Below are 23,739 nucleotides of genomic sequence, written 5' to 3'. Positions count from 1 at the left end.
GCAGCGACCTGCTCTGTCAGCGACCTCAATACACCGAGAAACGACATCAGAAAGCCATTAATTGCAGCTGAATAAATGACGCCAGATAATCCGCCCGAACTTTGCATGGCAAATCATGCCGGCCACCAACGCGTGGATAAATGCAGGTAACATGCGTCGCTTTGCAGCCACTCGGCCTGACCATGTCCGCGACGTCCCGCTTCCCGTTTATTCCTTATCTCTTCGCTTGCCTGCTCGGCCTGCTGGCCCTTGGCGGCTTCTGGTACAACCTCGGCAAGCCGGTGATCCTCCCGGACGCCGCGACCCCGACGCATAAATTGCAGTGCGCCTCATACACGCCTTTCGACAAGGATCAGTCGCCGTTCGACGTGCCGTTCAAACTGCGTCCGGAACGCATGGATGCCGACCTTGCCCTGCTGGCGACGCGCTTCGAATGCATCCGCACCTATTCGATGACCGGCCTCGAAGCCCTGCCGGAACTGGCGCGCAAGCACGGTTTGAAGTTGATGATCGGCGCCTGGGTCAACAGCAACCCGGTGGACACCGAAAAAGAAGTCGATCTGCTGATCAAGTCGGCCAACGCCAACCCTGACGTGGTCAACGCAGTGATCGTCGGCAACGAAGCCTTGCTGCGCAAGGAAGTCACCGGCGCACAATTGACCAAACTGATCAACAAAGTCAAAAGCCAGGTCAAGCAACCGGTCACGTATGCCGATGTCTGGGAGTTCTGGCTCAAGCACCCGGAAGTCGCGCCGGCGGTGGATTTCCTGACCATTCACCTGCTGCCGTACTGGGAAGACGACCCGTCGAACATCGACGTCGCCCTGCAACACGTGGCGGATGTGCGTCAGGTGTTCGGCAACAAGTTTGCGCCCAAGGACGTGATGATCGGCGAGACCGGCTGGCCCAGCGAAGGCCGCCAGCGCGAGACCGCCCTGCCGAGCCGAGTCAATGAAGCCAAGTTCATTCGTGGTTTTGTCGCGATGGCCGAAAAGGAAGGCTGGCACTACAACCTGATCGAAGCGTTCGACCAGCCATGGAAGCGTGGCAGCGAAGGCGCGGTTGGCGGTTACTGGGGTCTGTTCGACGCGGATCGTCAGGACAAAGGCGTACTCGCCGGGCCGGTGACCAATGTGCCGTACTGGAAGGAATGGCTGGGCCTCGGCGGGCTGATTTTCCTCGGTACGCTGCTGCTCGGCGGCCGGGTGCGCAGCACGCAATCGGCATTGATCCTGCCGCTGCTCGGTGCGGTGGCTGCCTGCTCGATCGGCGCCTGGGGCGATCTGGCGCGGGTGACCACACGGTTTGCCAGCGAATGGCTGTGGGTCGGCTTGCTGACCGTGTTGAATCTGTCGGTGCTGGTGCACGCTGCGTTGACCTTGAGCGCCCGCCAGGGCTGGCGTGAACGCGCGTTCAATTGGCTGGAGCGCCGCGCCGGGTGGCTGGTCGCTGTGGCCGGTTTTGCCGCTGCGGTGATGATGCTGGAGATGGTGTTCGACGCACGTTATCGCAGCTTCGCTAGCATGGCGTTCATTCTGCCGGCGCTGGTGTACGTGTGCCGCCCGGTCAGTGTGCCGCGCCGGGAAATCGCCCTGCTGACCTTCATCATCGGCGCAGGGATTGCCCCGCAGCTGTATGAAGAGGGATTGTTGAATCAGCAGGCGTGGGGCTGGGCGCTGGTCAGTGGCTTGATGGTGGCGGCGCTTTGGCGTTGCCTGCGGGTTCGCAAGGGCTGATCTTCAGCGTCTGAACCGGCCTCATCGCTGGCAAGCCAGCTCCCACAGGTTTTCGGGGCGTACACACATGCTGTGTTCACCCACGCCCTTGTGGGAGCGGGCTTGCCCGCGATGACTGACTGTCAGGCGCTACGGGTCGCCCGGACCAGGCGCAACCCGGCAATCACCAGCGCAAACACCGCCAACGTGGTGTTGTACAACGCCAGCGCCGGCAGGCCGAACGCCAGCGCGAGCACCGCCAGCCACCACCCTGCCCGCCCGGGCAACACAAACCCCAGCAACGCCGCAACCAGCGCGGTCCAGCCCAACACCTTGAAGTGAATCATCAGCCCCAGGTTCGAGCGCACCGTACATTCCCAGCGGCTTGCCTCGTCGACGCAGATGCCGACCCACCGTCCATCCTCCATGAAGCCGTAACGCGCGCCATAGCTGGCAGCCAGCCACAACGGCAACAGGACGAGCAACAGCACCACGGGCAAGCGGCGAGACATGAAACACTCCAATCTACGGAAATCGGCGGCCAGCTTAATCGGACTTGTACCGTTGGCAAGTACTAACAACTGTTAACTGTTCATTCGACCGCTGCAAAGTGTATCGTCCAGCTACTATTACTCCGAATTCTGCCTGTTTGGTGCCGAGGCATGGCACTTTGGCGCAAGCCCGGTGGTCATAGCCTGCGAACTTCATTCGGCACCTTCCTTTAAGGGATCCAGTCATGCTCCGTTCCTTGCGCTTCGCCGCGCTGTTCAGCGGCCTTATTCTGAGTGCGTCCGCACTGGCGGTGGATATCGATGCCGCCAGTTATGGCTATCCCCTGACCAACCCGTTCGAGGCAACCATCGCCACGACGCCACCGGACCTGCGCCCGGAATTGCCGTCCAACGACGACATCAACCAGTCCGACCACAGCATCACCTTGCGCCCGGAGCGGGCCTTCATCCTCCCGGACAACTTCTGGGCGGTGAAGAAGCTCACCTACCGCATCGCCGAGCAGGACAAACCGGCGCCGCTGATCTTCCTGATCGCCGGCACCGGCGCACGCTATGACAGCACGCTCAACGAATACTTGAAGAAGCTCTACTACAAGGCCGGCTATCACGTCGTGCAGTTGTCCTCGCCGACCAGTTTCGATTTCATCAGTGCCGCTTCACGCTTCGCCACGCCCGGTATCACCAAGGAAGACGCCGAAGACATGTACCGGGTGATGCAGGCCGTACGCGCGCAGCACCCGAAACTGCCGGTCACCGAGTATTACCTGACCGGCTACAGCCTCGGCGCCCTCGATGCCGCGTTTGTCGCGCACCTGGACGAAACCCGGCGCAGCTTCAACTTCAAGAAAGTCCTGCTGCTCAACCCGCCAGTCAACCTCTACACCTCGATCAGCAACCTCGACAAGCTGGTTCAGACCGAAGTGAAAGGCATCAACAACAGCACCACGTTCTATGAACTGGTACTGGGCAAGCTGACCCGTTACTTCCAGCAGAAAGGCTACATCGACCTCAACGACGCCCTGCTCTATGACTTCCAGCAGTCCAAGCAGCACCTGACCAACGAGCAGATGGCGATGCTGATCGGCACGTCGTTCCGCTTCTCGGCCGCCGACATCGCCTTTACTTCGGACCTGATCAACCGTCGTGGCCTGATCACCCCGCCGAAATTCCCGATCACCGAAGGCACCAGCCTCACGCCGTTCCTCAAGCGTGCGCTGCAATGCGACTTCGATTGCTACCTGACCGAACAGGTGATTCCAATGTGGCGCGCGCGCACCGACGGCGGCAGCCTGCTGCAACTGATCGACCAGGTCAGCCTGTATGCGCTCAAGGATTACCTGCACGACAGCCCGAAAATCGCCGTGATGCACAACGCCGACGACGTGATCCTCGGCCCGGGCGACCTGGGCTTCCTGCGCAAGACGTTCGGCGATCGCCTGACCGTTTATCCACTGGGCGGCCATTGCGGCAACCTTAACTACCGCGTCAACAGCGACGCCATGCTGGAGTTTTTCCGTGGCTAAATATCTCCTGCTGATTGCAGCGCTCCTCAGCGCAGGCGTGGCCCAGGCCGACAACAGCAAAGCCAACGCGCCGGTGGTGGTCGACAGCGACGGCTTCAAGGAGCCGTTGTCCAAACTCAAGTTCAACCCGGGTCTGGACCAGCGTGAGTTCGAGCGCTCGACGCTCAACGCGCTCAACGTGTATGACCCGCTGGAGTCGTGGAACCGTCGCGTCTACCACTTCAACTACCGCTTCGACCAATGGGTGTTCCTGCCGGTGGTCGACGGTTACCGTTACGTGACCCCTGGCTTCCTGCGCACCGGGGTCAGCAACTTCTTCAACAACCTCGGCGACGTGCCGAACCTGGTCAACAGCCTGCTGCAGTTCAAGGGCAAGCGTTCGATGGAAACCACCGCACGCCTGTTGCTCAACACCACCATCGGCATTGCCGGCCTGTGGGACCCGGCGACCGCCATGGGCCTGCCGCGCCAGAGCGAAGACTTCGGCCAGACCCTGGGCTTCTACGGTGTACCGGGCGGCGCCTACTTCGTGCTGCCAATTCTCGGCCCGTCGAACATCCGCGATACCGCCGGGCTCGCGGTGGACTACACCGCCGAATCGGCGATCAACTATCTGAACGTCTCGGAAGTCAGCTCCAACCATCCTGAGGTCTGGGCCCTGCGCGCCGTCGACAAGCGCTACCAGACCAACTTCCGCTACGGCCAGATGAACTCGCCGTTCGAGTACGAGAAAGTGCGCTACGTGTACACCGAGTCACGCAAGTTGCAGATTGCCGAGTAAAAACGGCTGCCACAAAACAGTGTGGGAGCGAGCTTGCTCGCGAATGCGGTAGTCCAGTCAACGTTTAAGTCGACTGATACTCCGCTTTCGCGAGCAAGCTCGCTCCCACATTTGTTTTGTGTCGCTGGTTAGCTCTTCAAGGCGCGCCAGATTTTGCCGACCACCGAAACCACCGCCAGCACCACCGCGCCCGCGATGATCCCCGCCACACCGTTGAGCAGCACCGGCACCGCAAACCCGGCACCGCCCGCCGCTGCGCCAACACCTTCAATCCAGTGATGCACCACAGGAATGCCGTGGGTGAGGATGCCACCGCCGACCAGAAACATCGCCGCCGTACCGATCACCGACAGGCCTTTCATCATGTACGGCGCGGCGCGCAGGATCGCGTTGCCGATGCTTTTTGCTGCCGAGCCGGATTTCTGCGTCAGCCACAGGCCCAGGTCGTCGAGTTTGACGATGCCGGCCACCAGACCGTAAACGCCAACGGTCATGACAATCGCGATGCCGGACATCACGATCACTTGCTGGGTCAACGAGGCATCGGCCACGGTACCGAGGGTGATGGCGATGATTTCCGCCGAGAGGATGAAGTCGGTGCGGATCGCGCCTTTGATCTTGTCCTTCTCGTAGGCCACCAGATCGGTGGTCGGGTCAGCGACCGCCTCGGTGAGTTGCGCATGCTCGGCGTCATCTTCGGCCTTGCTGTGCAGGAACTTGTGCGCGAGCTTTTCAAAACCCTCAAAACACAGATAGGCGCCGCCAACCATCAGCAGCGGCGTCACCAGCCACGGCACGAACGCACTGATCGCCAGCGCCGACGGCACCAGAATCAACTTGTTGAGGAACGAACCCTTGGCCACCGCCCAGACCACTGGAATTTCCCGCTCGGCGCGCACCCCGGAGACCTGCTGGGCATTGAGCGCCAGATCGTCGCCGAGCACCCCGGCGGTCTTCTTCGCGGCCATCTTGCTCATCAACGCCACGTCATCCAGAACGGTGGCAATATCGTCGATCAGCACCAGCAAACTGCTTCCTGCCATGAATCTTGTTTCCTTATGTGAATAATGCCGTGCAGCATACCGCGACTGCAGGCCACACGGGCATTCTTGAGCCACGCGCGAGGCCGGTGCTACCATGCGCAACCGCCAGAACAGGCAAGGAACCACCGGGTTTATGAGCACAATCCGCGAGCGCAACAAAGAACTGATCCTGCGTGCCGCCAGCGAGGAATTCGCCGACAAGGGCTTCGCGGCGACCAAAACCAGCGACATCGCCGCCAAGGCAGGATTGCCCAAACCCAACGTCTACTACTACTTCAAGTCCAAGGAAAACCTCTACCGCGAGGTGCTGGAAAGCATCATCGTGCCGATCCTGCAGGCTTCGACCCCGTTCAACCCGGACGGCGTGCCGAGCGAAGTGCTCAGCGGCTACATCCGCTCGAAGATCCGCATCTCCCGCGACCTGCCCTTTGCCTCGAAAGTGTTCGCCAGCGAAATCATGCACGGCGCCCCGCACTTGAGCGCCGACCTGGTCGAGCAACTCAACGGCCAGGCCAAGCACAACATCGACTGCATCCAGACCTGGATCGACCGCGGCCAGATCGCCCCGATCGACCCCAACCACCTGATGTTCAGCATCTGGGCCGCGACCCAGACCTACGCCGACTTCGACTGGCAGATCTCTGCGGTCACCGGCAAGGACAAGCTCGACGAGGCGGATTATGAAGCGGCAGCGCAGACGATTATCCGATTGGTGTTGAAGGGGTGTGAGCCGGATCAGTAAGACTGCGGTGACTGCTTCGCGAGCAGGCTCGCTCCTACAGGGATTTGTGAACGCCACAAATCCAATGTGGGAGCGAGCTTGCTCGCGAATGGAGCGACTCGGTTAGCCTGTCAGACCCAAATCGCATCCCACAGCGGATAGTCGCCAAACTTTTGTACTAAACCTGCCCGCAATGGGTTAGCCACGACATAACGTGCCATTTTCACCAAATCGTCTTCCCGCCTGATCGCGCGATCATGAAATCCCTGCTGCCATAAACGGCCCTTTCTACCCGCATGCATATTCACCGCCCGCGCGCTCAGGGATTTGGTCCTTTGCATCAGCTCACTAAGTGAACCCCGCTTCAAGTCAATCAACCAATGGAAATGATCGGGCATGACCACCCACGCCAACGAGTCAGCAAAGTCCTGATCCTGGGCGCTGCGAAATTGGTCAACGACCAACCTGCCCAACGCAAAATCGTGGAAAACAGGTTCGCGATATAGGGTATTGGTAGTCAGCAGATAAATTCGGTTGGGCTCGTCGTAACGACCAAAGCGCAAGCGATGTGAAGCGGACAGTTTCGGCATTCCTTTGCCCCTTTCAAGCGATGACCTGAAAGGTTAGATCTGCAAACGGGGAGGAATCGTCAAGACTGTTAGCCAGATGTGTCCGTTGAATCGCCTTCGCGAGCAAGCTCGCTCCCACAGGGGATTTGAGGTGTTCACACTTTATGTGTCAGAACACAAACCTGTGGAAGCGAGCTTGCTCGCAAAGACTTTTGGTCAGCCGCTAAAGATCAAGCAGCCACCCCAGCATCCGCCTTCAACTCCAGCGCCTCCACTGCCCTGATCGCCACCTGCTCATCAATATCCGACAGATCGCCGCTGATGCCGATCGCTCCCAGCACGTTCCCCGCCTGATCCCGAACCAACACCCCGCCCGGGGCCGGGACGACGCTGCCCTGGCCCATGCTGTTGAGTGCGGCGATAAAGGCCGGGCGTTGTTGGGCGTCCAGCGCCAGCAGGCGTGAGCCCTTGCCCAAGGCGATAGCGCCCCAGGCTTTGCCGATGGCGATCTGCGGGCGCAGCAGACTGGCGCCGTCTTCGCGTTGCAGGGTGATCAGGTGGCCGCCGGTATCGAGTACCGCAATGGTCAGCGGCGCAGCGTTGATAGCGCGCCCGGCGCTGATGGCTTCGTTGACCAGGTTGACTGCGACTTTCAAGGTTAAAGCGCTCATGGTGCCGTCCTCATTTTGTTATTGGGAAAGTCGGGGGGCTGCGGTTTTGTGCCGCAGCTCGATGCAACAAATAGAACACAATGAGTTATTTTTTTGTATACAATAATTCTCGAAAAGCGCCACATGCGACGAAAAGCCACAGTAGATACGGCTTCCGACGAATGAAACAGGCGCTTGAGAAAATGGATTGACCTGCGCCGTCCGCCGTGAATACACTCTGCGCAAAGCCACTTGTATACAATTACAAAACGTAAAGAGGCACAAAACCATGAGCAAAATGAGAGCAATCGAAGCCGCCGTTCTGGTGATGCGCCGTGAAGGGGTTGATACCGCCTTTGGCATTCCCGGCGCTGCGATCAACCCGCTGTACTCCGCCTTGCAGAAAGTCGGTGGCATCGATCACGTCCTCGCTCGCCACGTCGAAGGCGCGTCGCACATGGCCGAGGGTTACACCCGCACCAAGGCCGGCAACATCGGCGTGTGCATCGGCACTTCCGGCCCTGCCGGTACCGACATGGTCACCGGGCTCTACAGCGCCTCGGCCGACTCGATCCCCATCCTCTGCATTACCGGCCAGGCACCCCGCGCCCGTATGCACAAGGAAGACTTCCAGGCGGTCGACATCACCAGCATCGTCAAGCCCGTCACCAAGTGGGCGACCACCGTTCTGGAGCCGGGCCAGGTGCCTTACGCGTTCCAGAAAGCTTTCTATGAAATGCGCTCCGGCCGTCCAGGCCCAGTGCTGATCGACCTGCCGTTCGACGTGCAGATGGCCGAGATCGAATTCGACATCGACGCTTACCAGCCGCTGCCGCTGGCCAAGCCGACTGCGACCCGCGTTCAGGTTGAAAAAGCTTTGGCGTTGCTGGATCAGGCCGAGCGTCCATTGCTGGTGGCCGGTGGCGGCATCATCAACGCCGATGCCAGCGATCTGCTGGTTGAATTCGCTGAACTGACCGGGATCCCGGTGATCCCGACTCTGATGGGCTGGGGCACCATCCCGGACGATCACCCGCTGATGGTCGGCATGGTCGGTCTGCAGACGTCGCACCGTTACGGCAACGCGACGATGCTGAAATCCGACGTGGTACTGGGCATCGGTAACCGCTGGGCCAACCGTCACACCGGTTCGGTCGATGTGTACACCGAAGGTCGCAAGTTCATTCACGTCGACATCGAAGGCACGCAGATCGGCCGCGTGTTCACCCCGGACCTGGGCATCGTGTCCGACGCTGCTGCCGCGCTGACCGTGTTCATCGAAGTGGCGCGTGAATGGCAAGCCGCCGGCAAGCTGAAAAACCGCTCTGCCTGGCTGCAGGATTGCCAGCAGCGCAAGTCCAGCCTGCACCGCAAGACCCACTTCGACAACGTGCCGGTCAAGCCGCAGCGCGTTTACGAAGAGATGAACCAGGTGTTCGGCAAAGACACCTGCTACGTCAGCACCATTGGTCTGTCGCAGATTGCCGGCGCGCAGTTCCTGCACGTCTACAAGCCGCGTCACTGGATCAACTGCGGTCAGGCCGGCCCGTTGGGCTGGACCATTCCGGCAGCACTGGGCGTGGTCAAGGCCGATCCGAGCCGTAAAGTCGTGGCCCTGTCGGGGGACTATGACTTCCAGTTCATGATCGAGGAGCTGGCAGTCGGCGCTCAGTTCAAACTGCCGTACATCCACGTTGTGGTGAACAACTCGTACTTGGGCCTGATCCGCCAGGCCCAGCGCGGGTTCGAAATGGACTACTGCGTGCAGCTGTCCTTCGATAACCTGAACGCGCCGGAACTCAACGGTTACGGGGTTGACCACATCGCAGTCGCCGAAGGCCTGGGCTGCAAGGCGCTGCGTGTGTTCGAACCCTCGGAAATCGCCCCTGCCCTGCGCAAGGCCGAACAGATGATCGAAGAGTTCAAGGTGCCGGTGATCGTCGAAATCATCCTGGAGCGTGTGACCAACATCTCCATGGGGACCGAGATCAACGCCGTCAATGAATTCGAAGACTTGGCGCTGGTCGGCAACGATGCGCCAACGGCGATTTCGCTGCTCGACTAAACGTAATTGGCCCCCTCTTCCTCCGGGAGAGGACTGGGGTGAGGGAAAGGTTTTGCGGTGATCGCAAAATTCGGATTCCCCTCACCCTAACCCTCTCCCCCAGGAGAGGGGACTTGATCGCGTTCAGTCTGATCAACCGTGTCACATGCGTTTTTAGGAGACCACCATGCCGCGTTTCGCAGCCAACCTGTCCATGCTGTTCACCGAACAGGATTTCCTTGCCCGTTTCGACGCCGCCGCCAAGGCCGGTTTCAGTGGTGTGGAATACCTGTTCCCGTACGACTTCAGCTCCGCCGAAATCAAGGCCAGGCTCGACGCCAACGGTCTGACCCAAGTGCTGTTCAACCTGCCGGCCGGTGACTGGGCCAAGGGCGAGCGCGGTATCGCCTGCCTGCCGGACCGGGTTGAAGAATTCCGCGCCGGTGTCGATCTGGCGATCGCCTACGCGCAAGTGCTGGGCAACACTCAGGTCAACTGCCTGGCCGGTATCCGCCCGCAAGGCGTCGACGATGCCACCGTGGAAAGAACCTTCGTCGCCAACCTGAAATACGCCGCCGACAAGTTGCAGGCAGCGGGCATCAAACTGGTGATGGAAGCGATCAACACCCGCGACATTCCGGGCTTCTACCTGAACAACACGGCGCAAGCCCTGTCGATCCGCGAGCAGGTCGGCGGCGCCAATCTGTTCCTGCAATACGACATCTACCACATGCAAATCATGGAGGGCGATCTGGCCCGCACCCTGCAATCGCACCTGGGCGAGATCAACCACGTGCAGCTCGCGGACAACCCGGGGCGCAACGAGCCGGGCACTGGCGAGATCAACTACCGCTTCCTGTTCGAACACCTCGATCGCATCGGCTATCAGGGTTGGGTGGGTTGCGAGTACAAGCCGCTGACCACCACTGAAGCGGGCCTCGGCTGGCTGAAAACCCACAACGCAATCTGATTGACCACGCATAGCCCATGTGGCGAGGGGATTTAGCGAATCGTCGCACCGCCCCGTTCGGCTGCGCAGCAGTCGTAATAGCTACACCCGCGCATTGCAAAAAATCTGGGGCAGCTTCGCTGCCCATCGGGGATAAATCCCCTCGCCACAAAAGCTCACCGACTCGGTGTTGGGAGCAAGACAAAAACAAGAGGATTTTCTCATGGCTAAAATCGGATTTATCGGCACCGGCATCATGGGCCACCCAATGGCGGCGAACCTGCAGAAAGCCGGTCACAGCCTGTTCCTGTCGGCGCACCACGACGCCGCGCCTGCCGATCTGGTGGCTGCGGGCGCCGTCGCCCTGGCCAACCCGCGCGAAGTGGCGCAGGAAGCTGAATTCATCATCGTCATGGTGCCGGACACCCCGCAGGTCGATGACGTGCTGTTCCGCGCCGACGGCGTCGCGGCAGGCATCGGCAAAGGCAAAGTGGTGATCGACATGAGCTCGATCTCGCCGACCGCCACCAAAGCCTTCGCGGCAAAGATCAACGAAAAAGGCGCGCAGTACCTCGACGCCCCGGTATCCGGTGGTGAAGTCGGCGCCAAGGCCGCGACCCTGAGCATCATGGTCGGCGGCGATGCCGATGCCTTCGATCGCGCCCTGCCGCTGTTCCAGGCCATGGGCAAGAACATCACCCTGGTCGGCGGCAATGGCGACGGTCAGACCGCGAAAGTGGCGAACCAGATCATCGTCGCACTGAACATCCAGGCCGTGGCCGAAGCGCTGTTGTTCGCCGCGAAAAACGGTGCCGATCCAGCCAAGGTGCGTGAAGCGCTGATGGGCGGTTTCGCGTCCTCGAAGATCCTCGAAGTGCACGGCGAGCGCATGATCAAAGGCACCTTCGACCCAGGCTTCCGCATCAGCCTGCACCAGAAGGACCTGAACCTGGCCCTGCAAGGTGCCAAGGAACTGAACATCAACCTGCCAAACACCGCCAACGCCCAGCAAGTGTTCAGCACCTGCGCGGCCATCGGTGGCAGCAACTGGGACCACTCGGCGCTGATCAAGGGTCTGGAACACATGGCCAACTTCTCGATTCGCGACAACAAATAAGCCACTGCCCCACCGCTTAAAACCTGTGGGAGCGAGCTTGCTCGCGAAGAGGGCGTGTCAGTCGACATGGATATTGACTGATCCATCGCTTTCGCGAGCAAGCTCGCTCCCACAGGGATCTCTACCGCCCTTTCGAATAACAAGAATTCCGGGAGCCCGCCATGTCGGTCGATCCGCAACAACTGCTGCGCGAGCTGTTTGCCACAGCCATCGACGCGGCCCATCCGAACCAGGTCCTCGAAGCTCATCTGCCTGCCGATCGCACTGGCCGAGTCATCGTCATCGGCGCCGGCAAAGCGGCCGCCGCGATGGCGCAAGTGGTCGAGCGCTGTTGGCAGGGTGACGTCTCGGGCCTCGTGGTGACCCGTTACGGTCACGGCGCCCCGTGCGAAAAAATCGAAGTGGTCGAAGCCGCGCATCCGGTGCCGGACGCTGCCGGTCTGGCCGTGGCCAAACGCGTGCTGGAACTGGTCAGTAACCTGACCGAAGACGACCGTGTGATCTTCCTGCTCTCCGGTGGCGGCTCTGCCCTCCTCGCCTTGCCGGCCGAAGGCATCACCCTCGCCGACAAGCAGTCGATCAACAAAGCCCTGCTCAAATCCGGCGCAACCATCGGCGAGATGAACTGCGTGCGCAAGCACCTCTCGGCGATCAAGGGCGGGCGTCTGGGCAAGGCCTGCTGGCCAGCCACGGTGTATACCTATGCGATTTCCGATGTGCCGGGCGACCTCGCCACGGTCATCGCGTCCGGCCCGACCGTGGCCGATCCAAGCACCTCTGCCGAAGCACTGGCGATCATCAAACGCTACGGCATCGAGATTCCCGCTTCCGTGCGTAACTGGCTGCAAAGCCCTGAGTCGGAAACGGTCAAACCCGGCGATCCGAGTCTGGCGCGCAGCCACTTCCAGTTGATCGCCCGCCCTCAGCAATCGCTGGATGCCGCTGCGGTGAAATGCCGCCAGGCCGGTTTCAGTACGCTGATCCTCGGCGACCTCGAAGGCGAGTCGCGCGAAGTGGCCAAGGTCCACGCCGGCATCGCCCGCCAGATCATCAACCACGGCCAGCCATTGGCGGCGCCGTGCGTGATTCTCTCCGGCGGCGAAACCACCGTGACCGTGCGCGGCAATGGCCGTGGCGGACGCAACGCCGAATTCCTCCTCAGCCTCACCGACAGCCTCAAGGGCCAACCCGGCGTCTACGCCCTGGCCGGTGACACCGACGGCATCGACGGCTCGGAAGACAACGCTGGCGCGATCATGACCCCGGACAGCTACGCCCGCGCCGCCGCCCTCGGTTTGAGCGCCAGCGACGAGCTGGATAACAACAACGGTTACGGCTACTTCGAGGCGCTCGATGCGCTGATTGTCACCGAGCCGACCCGCACCAACGTCAACGACTTCCGCGCCATTCTGATCCTCGAGAGCTCTAAATCATGACGCCTGATAAAAAGGTCAAAATCCTCGCCACCCTCGGCCCTGCCGTCGATGGCATCGAAGACATCCGTGAGCTGGTCGAGGCCGGGGTCAATATCTTCCGCCTGAACTTCAGCCACGGCGATCACGCCGACCACGCCAAGCGCTATCAGTGGATCCGCGAAGTCGAGCGCCAGCTCAACTATCCGCTGGGTATTCTGATGGACCTGCAAGGGCCAAAACTGCGCGTCGGCAAATTCGCGGAGGGCAAAGTGCAGCTGCATCGCGGCCAGGCGTTCCGCCTCGATCTGGACGCCACGCCCGGTGACGAACGCCGAGTGAATCTGCCGCACCCGGAGATCATCGCCGCGCTCGAAGCCGGTATGGATCTGCTGCTCGATGACGGCAAACTGCGCCTGCGGGTGGTCAGCAAATACACCGACGCGATCGACACCACCGTGCTCAACGGCGGTGAGCTCTCCGACCGCAAAGGCGTGAACGTGCCGCAAGCGGTGCTCGACCTGAGCCCGCTGACCGCCAAGGATCGCCGCGACCTGAGCTTCGGCCTCGAGCTGGGGGTGGACTGGGTGGCACTGTCGTTCGTGCAACGTCCGCAGGACATCATCGAAGCCCGCGAACTGATCGGTGACAAGGCCTTTTTGATGGCGAAAATCGAGAAGCCGTCGGCGGTTGAGCAACTGCGTGAAATCGCCGAGCTGAGCGATGCGATCATGGTCGCCCGTGGTGACCTTGGCGTGGAAGTGCCGGCGGAAAGCGTGCCGCAGATCCAGAAAAACATCATCAGCACCTGCCGCGAACTGGGTAAACCGGTAGTGGTGGCGACGCAGATGCTGGAGTCGATGCGCTTCTCCCCGGCGCCGACCCGCGCCGAGGTCACCGACGTCGCCAACGCCGTGGCCGAGGGTGCCGATGCGGTGATGTTGTCGGCGGAAACCGCGTCCGGTGAATACCCGCTGGAAGCCGTGCAGATGATGAGCAAGATCATCCGTCAGGTGGAAAACGGCCCGGACTATCAGACGCAGCTCGACGTCAGCCGACCAAAGGCTGAAGCGACCGTATCCGACGCGATCAGCTGTGCGATCCGCCGCATCAGCAACGTGCTGCCGGTGGCGGTGCTGGTCAACTACAGCGAGTCGGGCGCATCGACCCTGCGTGCGGCCCGGGAACGGCCGAAAGCGCCGATCCTCAACCTGACGCCAAACCTGCAGACCGCACGCCGCTTGAGTGTCGCGTGGGGGATTCACTCGGTGGTCAACGATCGCCTGCGTCAGGTCGACGAAGTCTGCTCGACCGCGCTTGAGATCGCCCAGGCCCAAGGCATGGCCGAGCGCGGCGACACGCTGCTGATCACCGCTGGTGTGCCATTCGGGCAGCCGGGCTCGACTAACTCGCTGCGTATCGAAACCTTGATCTAAAGAAAGCTACACAACCTGTGGCGAGGGGATTTATCCCCGTTCGGCTGCGCAGCAGTCGTCGCTTTTAGGGGTGTGACGGTTTCCACAGAGAAACCGCATTCTCCGATGGGGGCCGCTTCGCAGCCCGACGGGGATAAATCCCCTCGCCACAGTGACTTGCAAGACCTTTTGATTTTCCAACTGCCCAGATTTTCTCGACATGCCTGCCAATCATTTCAACACCCACTGCCCCGACTGGGCCGAGGCTTTGCTCAACGGTTTCAGTCAGATATTCCTCCAGCGCCATCCGCTGTGCGGCCTGTTGTGCCTGTTGGCGATCCTGCTGACGGCACCGGTGCTGTTCGCCGGCGCGCTGCTCGGTGCCGTCGCCGGGTTGCTCACTGCACAGCGGCGCAACTACGCCAAGGCGGATCGCCAGGCCGGATTGTTCAGTTACAACGGCGTGCTGCTCGGTTTGTTGCTAAGCCTGTATTTCCCCTGGTCGCCGCTGCTGCCGCCACTGATTCTGGCGGCTGGCGGCCTGAGCGCGATGCTCACTCAGCAGTGGCTCAAACATGTGTACCGCAGCCGGTCGATACCGGCCTACACCTCGCCGTTCGTGGCGATGAGCTGGATGTTGCTCCTGTTCGCCGAACCGTCCGCGCCAATGGCACACATCGAGATGAACACGCTGAACCTGCTCGCCGCTGAACTGCGTGGATTGGGTCAGGTGATGTTCCTCGGTCATCCGCTGGCCGGCGCATTGGTCGCCGCCGGTCTGCTGGTCGCGGATCGCCGTGCGTTTGCCTGGGCGCTATTGGCTTCAGCCATCGGCCTCGGTTCCAGTCTGCTGCACCATGAAACCCACGCGGCGTTGCTCGGCCTCGGCAGCTACAACGCCGTGCTCGCCGCCCTCGCCTTCAGTGGTCAGCGCCAACAACCGTGGTTGCCGCTGCTCGGTATCGTGCTGGCATTGCTGGTGACGCCGCTGTTCGCCGCCATCGGCCTGGCGACGCTGACGGCGCCGTTCATCCTCGCCGGCTGGCTGATCCGCGCCGGGATCCAGGTGCTCGGCAAAGCGGCCGTGGACGGCACGCCTTGCGTACAGGGGGAGAATCAACCTAGGCTGCGCTGATCTTTAATTCAGGCGTTATCCATGGACAGCAACAACAGTTGGCGTGAACGGCTTTACGTCATGATTTTCCAGAGTGACACCCTCGCCGGGCGGCGCTTCGACGGCACCTTGCTGTTGATCATCCTCGCCAGCCTGGTGGTGGTGATGCTCGACAGTATCGACAGCATTCACCAGAACTACGCCGATGTGCTGGCCTACATCGAGTGGGGCTTCACCATCATTTTTCTCGGGGAGTACATCCTGCGGTTGTACTGCTCACCGAAACCGTTGCGCTACGCCTTCAGTTTCTACGGCCTGGTGGATCTGCTGGCGATCGTGCCGGGGATTCTCGCGCTGTACTACAGCGATGCGCAGTACCTGCTGATCATCCGGATCATTCGCATGCTGCGGATCTTCCGCGTGCTCAAACTCAGCCCGTACCTCAAGCAAGCCAACTACCTGATGTCGGCGCTGCGTGGCAGCAAGCAGAAGATCGTGGTGTTTCTGGTCAGCGTCTGCACTCTGGTGACAGTGTTCGGCACCCTGATGTACGTGATCGAAGGCCCGGAACACGGCTTCACCAGCATCCCCAAGGGCATCTATTGGGCTATCGTGACCCTGACCACCGTCGGCTTCGGCGACATTGTGCCGAAGACCCCGTTGGGCCAGGTGATTTCGTCGCTGGTGATGATCACCGGTTACTCGATCATCGCCGTGCCGACCGGGATTTTCACCGCAGAGCTGGCCAACGCCATGCGCGGCGAACAGCTGCAACACGACTGCCCGGTGTGCAAGAAAAACAGCCATGAACATGGCGCGGCGTTCTGCTCCCGTTGCGGCAATGCACTGTTCAAGAAAATGGAATAAGCACAGAGCTTTTTAATCTTTAAGCGACTATGCGTGCCCCGTTATAGTCGCTGGCAAAACGGTATCACCCCCGACCGCTATCACCGACACAACAAGGAATGCGCAGTGAAAAAACTCTTTGGCGCCTCACTTCTCGCCGCCGGTCTTGCCTTTGGCAGTGTGGCGCAAGCCGCACCGCCCCTGCTCAACGTCTCCTACGACGTGATGCGCGATTTCTACAAGGACTACAACACTGCCTTTCAGAAACACTGGCAAGCCGAGCACAACGAGAACATCACCGTGCAGATGTCTTTCGGTGGCTCGAGCAAACAGGCACGTTCGGTGATTGATGGCTTGCCGGCTGACGTCATCACCATGAACATGGCGACCGACATCAATGCCCTCGCCGACAACGGCAAACTGGTCCCGGAAAACTGGGTCACCCGCCTGCCGAACAACAGTGCGCCGTTCACCTCGGCCACCGTGTTTATCGTGCGCAAAGGTAACCCGAAAGCCCTGAAAGACTGGCCGGACCTGCTCAAGGACGGCGTGCAGGTAATCGTGCCGAACCCGAAAACCTCCGGTAATGGCCGCTACACCTACCTGTCGGCCTGGGGCTACGTGCTGAAGAACGGCGGAGACGAGAACAAGGCCAAGGACTTCGTCGGCAAGCTGTTCAAACAGGCGCCGGTGCTCGACACCGGTGGCCGCGCCGCGACCACGACGTTCATGACCAACCAGATCGGCGACGTGCTGGTGACCTTCGAGAACGAAGCGGAAATGATCGCCCGCGAGTTTGGTCGCGATCAGTTCGAAGTGATCTACCCGAGCGTCTCTGCCGAAGCCGAACCACCCGTGTCGGTGGTCGACAAAGTGGTCGACAAGAAAGGCACCCGCGCTGCGGCGGATGAATACCTGAAGTACCTGTGGTCGCCGGAAGGCCAGGAAATTGCCGCCGCCAACTACCTGCGTCCACGGGACCCGGCGGTGCTGGCGAAATACACTGACCGCTTCCCGAAAGTCGATTTCCTCTCGGTCGAGAAGACCTTCGGTGACTGGCGATCGGTGCAGAAGACCCACTTCAATGATGGTGGGGTTTTTGACCAGATTTATACCGGCCAGTAAGGCTTGAGTGACAACGAAAAAGGCGATCCTCTGCGGTCGCCTTTTTTTGTGGAAGCCTGCCCCTCACCCCAGCCCTCTCCCGGAGGGAGAGGGGGCCGACCGAGGTGTCTGGCGTCAGACATCGACCTGAAATATCGAGTCGATTATGCGGTCGCCCAAGCAGTTTCAGCTCGGTGCACCTCTCAAGCATCCCCCAATCAGTTTCAGGTCGGTGCACCTTTCAAGCATCCCCCAATCAGTCCCCTCTCCCTCTGGGAGAGGGTTAGGGTGAGGGGCTTTTACATCGGTGGAGTGACGCCATCCTTGCCGGCGGAAATCGATTGCGCGGTCAGCGTGCCATCCGCGCCCTGGGTCACGAAGGTGACAATCTTCACCCCGACCTTGAGCAAACTGCGATCCCCCGGCGTCAGATTGACGATCGGCACATCCTCCGGCACCAGGATCTTCTGCTGCCCGCCCTTGTAATTGACGGTCAGCACCCGCCCATTACTCACCACCAGATCACCGACGCTGCCATTGGTCATGCTGCTGCCCCTGGCCAGGTCGAACGGCCGATGGCCGTCACCACTGCCGGCCAGTTCCGGCGGGAATACGTGCACTTCAAGGGCCTTGAGCGTGCCATCCTCCTGGGGCATGGCCGCCGAACCGATGTAGCTGCCGGGTTTGATGTCTTCGATATTCGCCAGCGTGACGGCGCGGACCTTGGTGTCGGCGGTCAACTGGATGACCACGTTTTCGCCGCTGTTGACGTGGACTTTCAGCGCCTCGGCGCTGACCCCGGTGATCTCGCCGCGCACACCGATACGCATCCCCGGTGCGTCCGCGGCCTGTACGCTGGCCGTGCCAAGCAGGCTGATCAAGGCAATGGTTACGGTGTGGCGAAGCCTCTGACGAAACATTGCAATCCTCCGGTCATGAATGTTGAACAAGCCGCTGCAAACATAAGCACGCTATCGAAGAAGATGTAAGTGAATGTATCATCGCCTTTCAACGGTCGGACGCAAAGTCCACCGATGGATGCCCCCTGACAGAAGCCAGTCATTCCGCAACGGAATAATTGATATCAACCGAAGGCTTCTTCTGCGCACCCGGTTTGTCCCTTAGCCTCACCGCATCCCCTTTCGCCGGATCGAGAAATCTTATGACCGCCACTACACACGCAATGACCCGAGGCATGGTGCTGCTGTTCGCCTTTTGCTGCGGCGCCATCGTCGCCAACATCTACTACGCACAGCCAATCATCGGCCTGATCGCCCCGGACATCGGCCTGTCCGACACCATGGCCAGCTTCATCGTCTCGCTCACGCAGATCGGTTATGCGCTGGGCCTGTTCTTTCTGGTGCCGCTCGGCGACCTGCTGGAAAACCGCCGGTTGATGATCATCACCACCGTGGTGGCGATTGCCAGCCTGCTCGGCGCGGCATTCACCAGTCAGCCGAATGTGTTCCTGCTGATTTCATTGCTGGTGGGCTTCAGTTCGGTGTCGGTGCAGATCCTGATTCCCCTCGCCGCGCATCTGGCGCCGGAAGAATCCCGTGGCCGGGTGGTCGGCGGGATCATGGGGGGGCTGCTGCTGGGTATCCTGCTGGCGCGGCCGGTGTCGAGCGTCGTGGCTGACCATTTCGGCTGGCGCGCGATGTTCATGATTGCTGCCGCGTTGATGGCGGCGATCAGCGTGGTGCTGGCGTTGACCGTACCCAAGCGTCAGCCGGATCACAGCGCTTCTTATGGCCAGTTGATCGGTTCGTTGTGGACCCTGCTGCGCCAGCAACCGGTGTTGCGTCAGCGCGCGTTTTATCAGGGCTGCATGTTCGCCACGTTCAGCCTGTTCTGGACGGCGGTGCCGCTGGAACTGGCGCGCAACCATGGTCTGTCGCAAAGCGAAATCGCGATCTTCGCCCTGGTCGGTGCCATCGGGGCCATCGCCGCCCCCATCAGCGGACGCCTCGCGGATGCTGGCCACACTCGCATCGCCTCGCTGCTGGCCATGCTGTTCGCCAGCCTGAGCTTTCTGCCGGCCTTCATTCACCCGGCCTACAGCGTGATCGGCCTGGCCGTCACCGGCGTGGTACTCGACTTCTGCGTGCAGATGAACATGGTCCTCGGCCAGCGCGCTGTCTATTCGCTGGACGCCAAAAGCCGCGGTCGCCTGAACGCCCTGTACATGACCAGCATCTTCATCGGCGGCGCCTTCGGCTCCTCGGTCGCCAGTGCGGTGTACGAACATGGCGGCTGGTTGTGGATCGTGATTGTCGGCAGCGTGTTCCCGCTGCTGGCGCTGTTGCGGTTTCTGAGTGTCTCGCAGCGTGGTGCATTGGCAACGGCGTAAGACGTCAACGCATCGCGAGCAGGCTCGCTCCCACAGGTTGCTCACTGGACCTGTGGGAGCGATGACGCTTAATACCGAACCAGTTTCTCCATCGCCGCATCCGCCAGAAAGGAGGAGCGGCTTTTGACGTTGTGCTCACGCACATAGCGATCAATGCGTTGGATGACATAGCCCGGCAACGTCACGTTGACCTTCTCGGTTTTGCCCAGGTAGGGCGAGATATCCAGCTCCAGCATGCCCCAGCCCATGTCGGCAAACTCCGGATTATTGCGATGGGCCGCTGCCGACGTCGGCATGGGAATCGACTCGCCGTCCGCCGCCATCTCCTGTAGCAGGATGTGAGCGATTTCGACGGCGGCGTTGTAGGCGTCCTCGAAGGTATCCCCAGCCGTGGCCGCGCCGGGAATGTCGGGTATCTGAATACCGATGGCGGTGTTGTCGTCACCCCATTCGATGCAGATCGGATATTGCATTATGGATCTCCCTTGTCGCTGGCTGGCGGGGTGTATCGGTGCCTGAAGATGTGATGACTGCCGGTAACCCGATCCAGCGTCCAGCCTGCCTCCTCCAGCTCCTTGATCAATAGCCTGCTCTGCACCCACCGCCTCCTTGCCTCGGCCTGCTAAAAGCAACCCTGGAGTTATTTTTACTCAAGCCCAGAAATCTACGGAGTGACGTCCGGTTGTTTTACCGAATGTGATGATCGGCCCCATTCCCCCCAGGCATGAGTGCTATGCCACGCGCCTGTGTTCCACTGCCCTCGCCTCACGGTCAATCTTGAATCCAGCCACTACCGGCGCTCCTACAGGACTTTCGACCATGACCCTGCAAGCAAGACTCGACGCGTTCAAAGCCGACTTCAAGGCCGGCAAGCCCCCTTACAACGCCCCCGCCGACATTCACCCGGTGATGGAGCGCGCCACCGCCGAGCTGATCGCCTCCGGCGCGGCAAACCGTGCCCTGAAAGTCGGTGACATGGCGCCGCTGTTCACCCTGAAAGACCCCGAAGGCCATCCCGTATCGTCGGCGGATCTACTGGCGCAAGGGCCATTGGTGTTGACGTTCTATCGCGGTGTCTGGTGCCCGTACTGCAACCTGGAATTGCAGGCGTTGCAGGCCTTTCTCCCGTCGATTCAGCATGCCGGCGCCAGTCTGCTGGCCATTTCGCCGCAGATCGCGGCCAACAGCCGCAAGTCGCAACGCATCAACCAATTGCAATTCCCGATCCTCAGCGACCCGCGCAATGACGTCGCGGCGGCGTTCGGCCTGCGTTTCGAATTACCGGACTACCTGATCGAGCTGTACAAGAACCTGCGCAACGACCTGCCGACCTTCAACGATGATCCAGCGTGGACATTGCCGATGCCGGCCCGTTTTGTGATCGGTCAGAATGGCGTGATTCGTTACGCCGAGGTCAACCCGGATTACACTCAGCGTCCCGAGCCTGAAGCGATGCTGGATGCATTGCGCGGCTGATCCGATCCCCTGTGCCCAGGAGTTGCCATGACCCGACGTACCTTCCTCATCACCGGCGCCAGCAAAGGCATAGGCCGGGCGCTGGCCGAGCATCTGGACCGTGCCGGCCATCGGGTGGTGGGGATTGCCCGCCAGCCTGACCTGAGCTTTCCGGGCATCCTGTTTCCACTGGATCTGAGTGATCGCAAGCTGACCGGCGAGGTACTGGCGGAACTGGCACGCACCTATGAATTCGACGGGCTGGTGAACAACGTCGGGCTGGTACGACCGCAGGCCTTGGGCGACATTGATCTGGACGCGTTCGACGAGGTCATGCGGCTCAATCTGCATTCGGCGTTGCAGGCGACTCAGGCGCTGTTGCCGGGGATGCGCACGCGGGGCTGGGGTCGGGTGGTGAACATCTCCAGCCTGACGGTGCTGGGCATTACTCAGCGTACAGCCTATGCCGCAGCGAAAGCAGCGCTGGTCAGCTTTACCCGTTCGTGGGCGCTGGAACTGGCGCAGACCGGCATCACCGTGAACGCCGTCGCGCCCGGACCGACCGAGACCGAGCTGTTCCGCGCCAACAATCCGCCCGGCAGCGAAGGCGAAGCGCGCTATCTGGCCGGGGTGCCGATGGGCCGCCTGGGGCAGCCGGAGGAGATCGCCGCGGCGATCGCGTTTCTGTTGTCCGAGCAAAGCGGGTTCATCACCGGGCAGACATTGTTTGTCGATGGCGGCGCCTCTGTGGGCAAAGCCGCGTTCTGAGCAACACCTTATTGCCCGGTGGGGTTACGACAATTTTCAGACTTGCACAGGAATACCGATGGACCGTCTCGCCGCCATGGAAACCTTCGTCTGCGTCGTTGAAACCGGCTCGTTTTCCGCCGCTGCCCGGCGCTTGAATATCGGCCAGCCGGCTGTGTCGAAGACCATCGCTCTGCTGGAAAAGCGCCTGGCCGTCAGCCTGTTGCTGCGCTCGACCCGCGGCCTGACCCCGACCGAAGCCGGGCTGGCCTATTTCGAGCGGGCCAAACGTGCCATCGACGAAGCCGACGAGGCCGACAACGCCGCCCGTGGCAGTGCAGGCGGTTTGAGCGGCAACTTGCGCATCAGCGCGGCGGTGACCTTCGGCCGTCTGCACATCGTTCCGCACTTAGGGGCGTTTCTCGATCAGCACCCGCAACTGAACATCGACCTGATGCTCGACGATCGCAACATCAACCTCGTCGAGGAAGGCATCGACGTCGCCCTGCGCATGGGCGCATTGACCGATTCGGGCCTGACCGCGCGCAAGATCGCCGATTGCCGCCGCATGGTGCTCGGCACCCCGACGTACTTCGCCAGACACGGCGAACCGAACTGCCCTGCCGATTTGAGTAAACACCAGGCCGTCGTCTACAACCTCGGCGGCGGCAACACCTGGCAGTTCGCCAAAGGCGCGGAACGACAATCGGTCATTATCAGTGGTCGCCTGCGCGTCAGCGCGGCCGAGGGCGTGCGCGAAGCCGTGCTGGCCGATCAGGGTCTGACGCTCGCCTCCGAATGGATGTTCGCCCCGGAACTGGCCAGCGGCGCGGTGAAGACCGTCATGCCCGACTGGACCCTGCCCGACATGGATTTATGGGCGGTGTTTGCGACGGGAAGGATGGCGAGCGCCAAGGCGCGGGCGTTTGTCGAGTATGTGCAAGGGTTGCTGGCTAGCGAACATTAGCGCCCAGCGTTTCGTTTATTCGAATAAGGTCCCGACATCCCTCCTTTGCGAATGCCGGAACACCCCGTGTCGATCATCACCCATCCGCGGATTCGGCTACGGCCAGCGCTGCCGCTCAACAGCAACGATCACACTTGAAATTTCCAGCGCTGGATGTCGAACCTTTTCTCAATCTGCTGCAGCGCCAAGGCCTGATTCAATGGTGCAGGCATTGCGCAAGTTCGGCGCAATGCTCTGAAGACTCGCCCCCGAAACGCGGACAAAAAAAACGGCGATCCAAAGATCGCCGTTTTTTCATTACTGCCCGAACTGTTTGCCCAATCCCGGCGGCACGCCGTGGATGTTGGTGTCTTCCCACGGACCGTTGGGGCTGATCGAGCGGCTCCAGCCGTTGTTCCAGCGGTAGTAGGTGCGCTGGCGGTAGAAAGTGTTGGGCTGGTCGTCGAGGACATAGACGCCGAGCTTCTGATCCCAGTGGCTATTGCCACCCGGTGGCGGGGCGAAGCTGGCCGAGGTGCGTGGCACCGGTTTGGACGGTTTGGCCGGGATGCTTTTGCCAGGGGTTGGCGAGGTGGACGGGGTCGGGCTCGGCTGGGACGGCGGAATCGGCGGCAGATTGGTGGTCGGTTCCGGTCGTTGCACCGCACATGCACTCAAGCCCAGGGCCAGTGTGAGGACTGTGATTCGGGCGATGGTGTGCATGGC

Annotated in this window: 24 protein-coding genes and 1 pseudogene; 17 read left to right on the top strand and 8 right to left on the bottom strand. The window is 61.1% G+C overall.

The genetic code is table 11. The features are described from left to right. The first annotated feature begins 140 nt into the window (after nt 1-140). Nucleotides 141-1,736, top strand: a complete 1,596-nt coding sequence (locus ACXX9E_RS13735) for a glycoside hydrolase family 17 protein (RefSeq protein ID WP_458555556.1) — start codon at nt 141-143, stop codon at nt 1,734-1,736. Nucleotides 1,737-1,858: 122 nt separating this feature from the next. Here the strand turns inward: ACXX9E_RS13735 and ACXX9E_RS13730 are convergent, their stop codons facing one another. Continuing rightward, nucleotides 1,859-2,227, bottom strand: a complete 369-nt coding sequence (locus tag ACXX9E_RS13730) for a hypothetical protein (protein WP_222833393.1) — start codon at nt 2,225-2,227, stop codon at nt 1,859-1,861. A gap of 224 nt (nt 2,228-2,451) precedes the next feature. On the opposite strand from ACXX9E_RS13730, the gene mlaY reads away from it, so the two are divergent. Next, nucleotides 2,452-3,750 carry a lipid asymmetry maintenance lipase MlaY gene (gene mlaY / locus ACXX9E_RS13725; RefSeq protein ID WP_186748447.1) on the top strand — a complete coding sequence of 433 codons (1,299 nt, stop codon included), beginning with the start codon at nt 2,452-2,454 and terminating at the stop codon, nt 3,748-3,750. Beyond that, nucleotides 3,743-4,531, top strand: coding sequence for an MlaA family lipoprotein (locus ACXX9E_RS13720; protein ID WP_123465849.1), 789 nt, complete (start codon nt 3,743-3,745; stop codon nt 4,529-4,531). The genes mlaY and ACXX9E_RS13720 overlap by 8 nt, the downstream gene beginning before the upstream one ends. 128 nt (nt 4,532-4,659) lie before the next feature. Here ACXX9E_RS13720 and ACXX9E_RS13715 read toward each other — a convergent pair whose 3' ends face one another. Further along, entirely contained in the window at nt 4,660-5,574 is a 915-nt protein-coding gene (locus ACXX9E_RS13715; protein WP_128614998.1) for a DUF808 domain-containing protein, read from the bottom strand. Between the two features lie 133 nt (nt 5,575-5,707). On the opposite strand from ACXX9E_RS13715, the gene ACXX9E_RS13710 reads away from it, so the two are divergent. Further along, nucleotides 5,708-6,316 carry a TetR/AcrR family transcriptional regulator gene (locus ACXX9E_RS13710; protein ID WP_128614997.1) on the top strand — a complete coding sequence of 203 codons (609 nt, stop codon included), beginning with the start codon at nt 5,708-5,710 and terminating at the stop codon, nt 6,314-6,316. A 110-nt stretch (nt 6,317-6,426) separates the two neighbouring features. Here the strand turns inward: ACXX9E_RS13710 and ACXX9E_RS13705 are convergent, their stop codons facing one another. Continuing rightward, nucleotides 6,427-6,885: an REP-associated tyrosine transposase gene (locus ACXX9E_RS13705; RefSeq protein WP_458555555.1), complete on the bottom strand. Its 459-nt coding sequence runs from the start codon at nt 6,883-6,885 to the stop codon at nt 6,427-6,429. A 209-nt stretch (nt 6,886-7,094) separates the two neighbouring features. Then, nucleotides 7,095-7,535: a GlcG/HbpS family heme-binding protein gene (locus tag ACXX9E_RS13700; RefSeq protein ID WP_267805793.1), complete on the bottom strand. Its 441-nt coding sequence runs from the start codon at nt 7,533-7,535 to the stop codon at nt 7,095-7,097. Nucleotides 7,536-7,803: 268 nt separating this feature from the next. Between ACXX9E_RS13700 and gcl the strand changes: the two genes are divergently transcribed. The 8 genes from gcl to ACXX9E_RS13660 all read left to right on the top strand — a co-directional run bounded on the left by gcl (nt 7,804) and on the right by ACXX9E_RS13660 (nt 17,536). Continuing rightward, entirely contained in the window at nt 7,804-9,579 is a 1,776-nt protein-coding gene (gcl, locus tag ACXX9E_RS13695) for a glyoxylate carboligase (protein ID WP_123465839.1), read from the top strand. Nucleotides 9,580-9,745: 166 nt separating this feature from the next. Then, entirely contained in the window at nt 9,746-10,528 is a 783-nt protein-coding gene (gene hyi, locus ACXX9E_RS13690) for a hydroxypyruvate isomerase (protein ID WP_458555554.1), read from the top strand. 202 nt (nt 10,529-10,730) lie between these two features. Then, nucleotides 10,731-11,624 carry a 2-hydroxy-3-oxopropionate reductase gene (locus tag ACXX9E_RS13685; protein ID WP_458555553.1) on the top strand — a complete coding sequence of 298 codons (894 nt, stop codon included), beginning with the start codon at nt 10,731-10,733 and terminating at the stop codon, nt 11,622-11,624. Between the two features lie 161 nt (nt 11,625-11,785). Further along, entirely contained in the window at nt 11,786-13,060 is a 1,275-nt protein-coding gene (locus ACXX9E_RS13680; protein ID WP_123465833.1) for a glycerate kinase type-2 family protein, read from the top strand. Continuing rightward, on the top strand, nt 13,057-14,472 hold the full coding sequence (gene pyk, locus ACXX9E_RS13675) for a pyruvate kinase (RefSeq protein ID WP_222833397.1): 1,416 nt from the start codon (nt 13,057-13,059) through the stop codon (nt 14,470-14,472). The genes ACXX9E_RS13680 and pyk overlap by 4 nt, the downstream gene beginning before the upstream one ends. 199 nt (nt 14,473-14,671) lie before the next feature. Continuing rightward, nucleotides 14,672-15,586 (top strand): urea transporter, encoded by a 915-nt coding sequence (locus ACXX9E_RS13670; protein WP_186748451.1) that lies wholly within the window; start codon nt 14,672-14,674, stop codon nt 15,584-15,586. A gap of 21 nt (nt 15,587-15,607) precedes the next feature. Beyond that, nucleotides 15,608-16,432: an ion transporter gene (locus tag ACXX9E_RS13665; RefSeq protein WP_267805796.1), complete on the top strand. Its 825-nt coding sequence runs from the start codon at nt 15,608-15,610 to the stop codon at nt 16,430-16,432. Between the two features lie 105 nt (nt 16,433-16,537). Further along, entirely contained in the window at nt 16,538-17,536 is a 999-nt protein-coding gene (locus ACXX9E_RS13660) for a sulfate ABC transporter substrate-binding protein (protein ID WP_123465824.1), read from the top strand. A 278-nt stretch (nt 17,537-17,814) separates the two neighbouring features. Here ACXX9E_RS13660 and ACXX9E_RS13655 read toward each other — a convergent pair whose 3' ends face one another. Continuing rightward, complete coding sequence (locus ACXX9E_RS13655; RefSeq protein WP_123465822.1) at nt 17,815-18,435, bottom strand: DUF5666 domain-containing protein; 621 nt, start codon at nt 18,433-18,435, stop codon at nt 17,815-17,817. Nucleotides 18,436-18,677: 242 nt separating this feature from the next. Between ACXX9E_RS13655 and ACXX9E_RS13650 the strand changes: the two genes are divergently transcribed. Further along, nucleotides 18,678-19,865, top strand: coding sequence for an MFS transporter (locus ACXX9E_RS13650; RefSeq protein ID WP_128615909.1), 1,188 nt, complete (start codon nt 18,678-18,680; stop codon nt 19,863-19,865). Nucleotides 19,866-19,933: 68 nt separating this feature from the next. Here ACXX9E_RS13650 and ACXX9E_RS13645 read toward each other — a convergent pair whose 3' ends face one another. Together ACXX9E_RS13645 and ACXX9E_RS13640 are read right to left on the bottom strand one after the other, a co-directional pair. Continuing rightward, nucleotides 19,934-20,338 (bottom strand): type II toxin-antitoxin system HicB family antitoxin, encoded by a 405-nt coding sequence (locus ACXX9E_RS13645; RefSeq protein ID WP_458555552.1) that lies wholly within the window; start codon nt 20,336-20,338, stop codon nt 19,934-19,936. A gap of 26 nt (nt 20,339-20,364) precedes the next feature. Continuing rightward, a pseudogene (locus ACXX9E_RS13640) lies at nt 20,365-20,463 on the bottom strand (type II toxin-antitoxin system HicA family toxin); the annotation flags it as partial. A gap of 221 nt (nt 20,464-20,684) precedes the next feature. Here ACXX9E_RS13640 and ACXX9E_RS13635 point away from each other — a divergent pair. The 4 genes from ACXX9E_RS13635 to ACXX9E_RS29840 are packed head-to-tail and all read left to right on the top strand — an operon-like array spanning nt 20,685 to nt 23,408. Next, nucleotides 20,685-21,341, top strand: coding sequence for a peroxiredoxin-like family protein (locus ACXX9E_RS13635; RefSeq protein ID WP_222833399.1), 657 nt, complete (start codon nt 20,685-20,687; stop codon nt 21,339-21,341). Nucleotides 21,342-21,368: 27 nt separating this feature from the next. After that, nucleotides 21,369-22,088 carry an SDR family oxidoreductase gene (locus tag ACXX9E_RS13630; RefSeq protein ID WP_123465816.1) on the top strand — a complete coding sequence of 240 codons (720 nt, stop codon included), beginning with the start codon at nt 21,369-21,371 and terminating at the stop codon, nt 22,086-22,088. Between the two features lie 58 nt (nt 22,089-22,146). Further along, the gene (locus ACXX9E_RS13625) at nt 22,147-23,034 is read left to right on the top strand and encodes a LysR family transcriptional regulator (RefSeq protein ID WP_458555551.1); all 888 of its coding nucleotides are present in this window, start codon (nt 22,147-22,149) and stop codon (nt 23,032-23,034) included. 17 nt (nt 23,035-23,051) lie between these two features. After that, nucleotides 23,052-23,408: a VapC50 family PIN domain-containing toxin gene (locus ACXX9E_RS29840; RefSeq protein WP_505357993.1), complete on the top strand. Its 357-nt coding sequence runs from the start codon at nt 23,052-23,054 to the stop codon at nt 23,406-23,408. Here ACXX9E_RS29840 and ACXX9E_RS13620 read toward each other — a convergent pair. After that, entirely contained in the window at nt 23,332-23,736 is a 405-nt protein-coding gene (locus ACXX9E_RS13620; RefSeq protein ID WP_128615814.1) for a hypothetical protein, read from the bottom strand. The two genes, ACXX9E_RS29840 and ACXX9E_RS13620, sit on opposite strands and share 77 nt — an antisense overlap. Between the last annotated feature and the right edge of the window lie 3 nt (nt 23,737-23,739).

The sequence above is a fragment of the Pseudomonas sp. GNP014 genome, assembly GCF_054344005.1.
The sequence above is the reverse complement of the archived record's forward strand: the minus strand, read 5'-3'. Positions and strand labels throughout refer to the sequence as shown.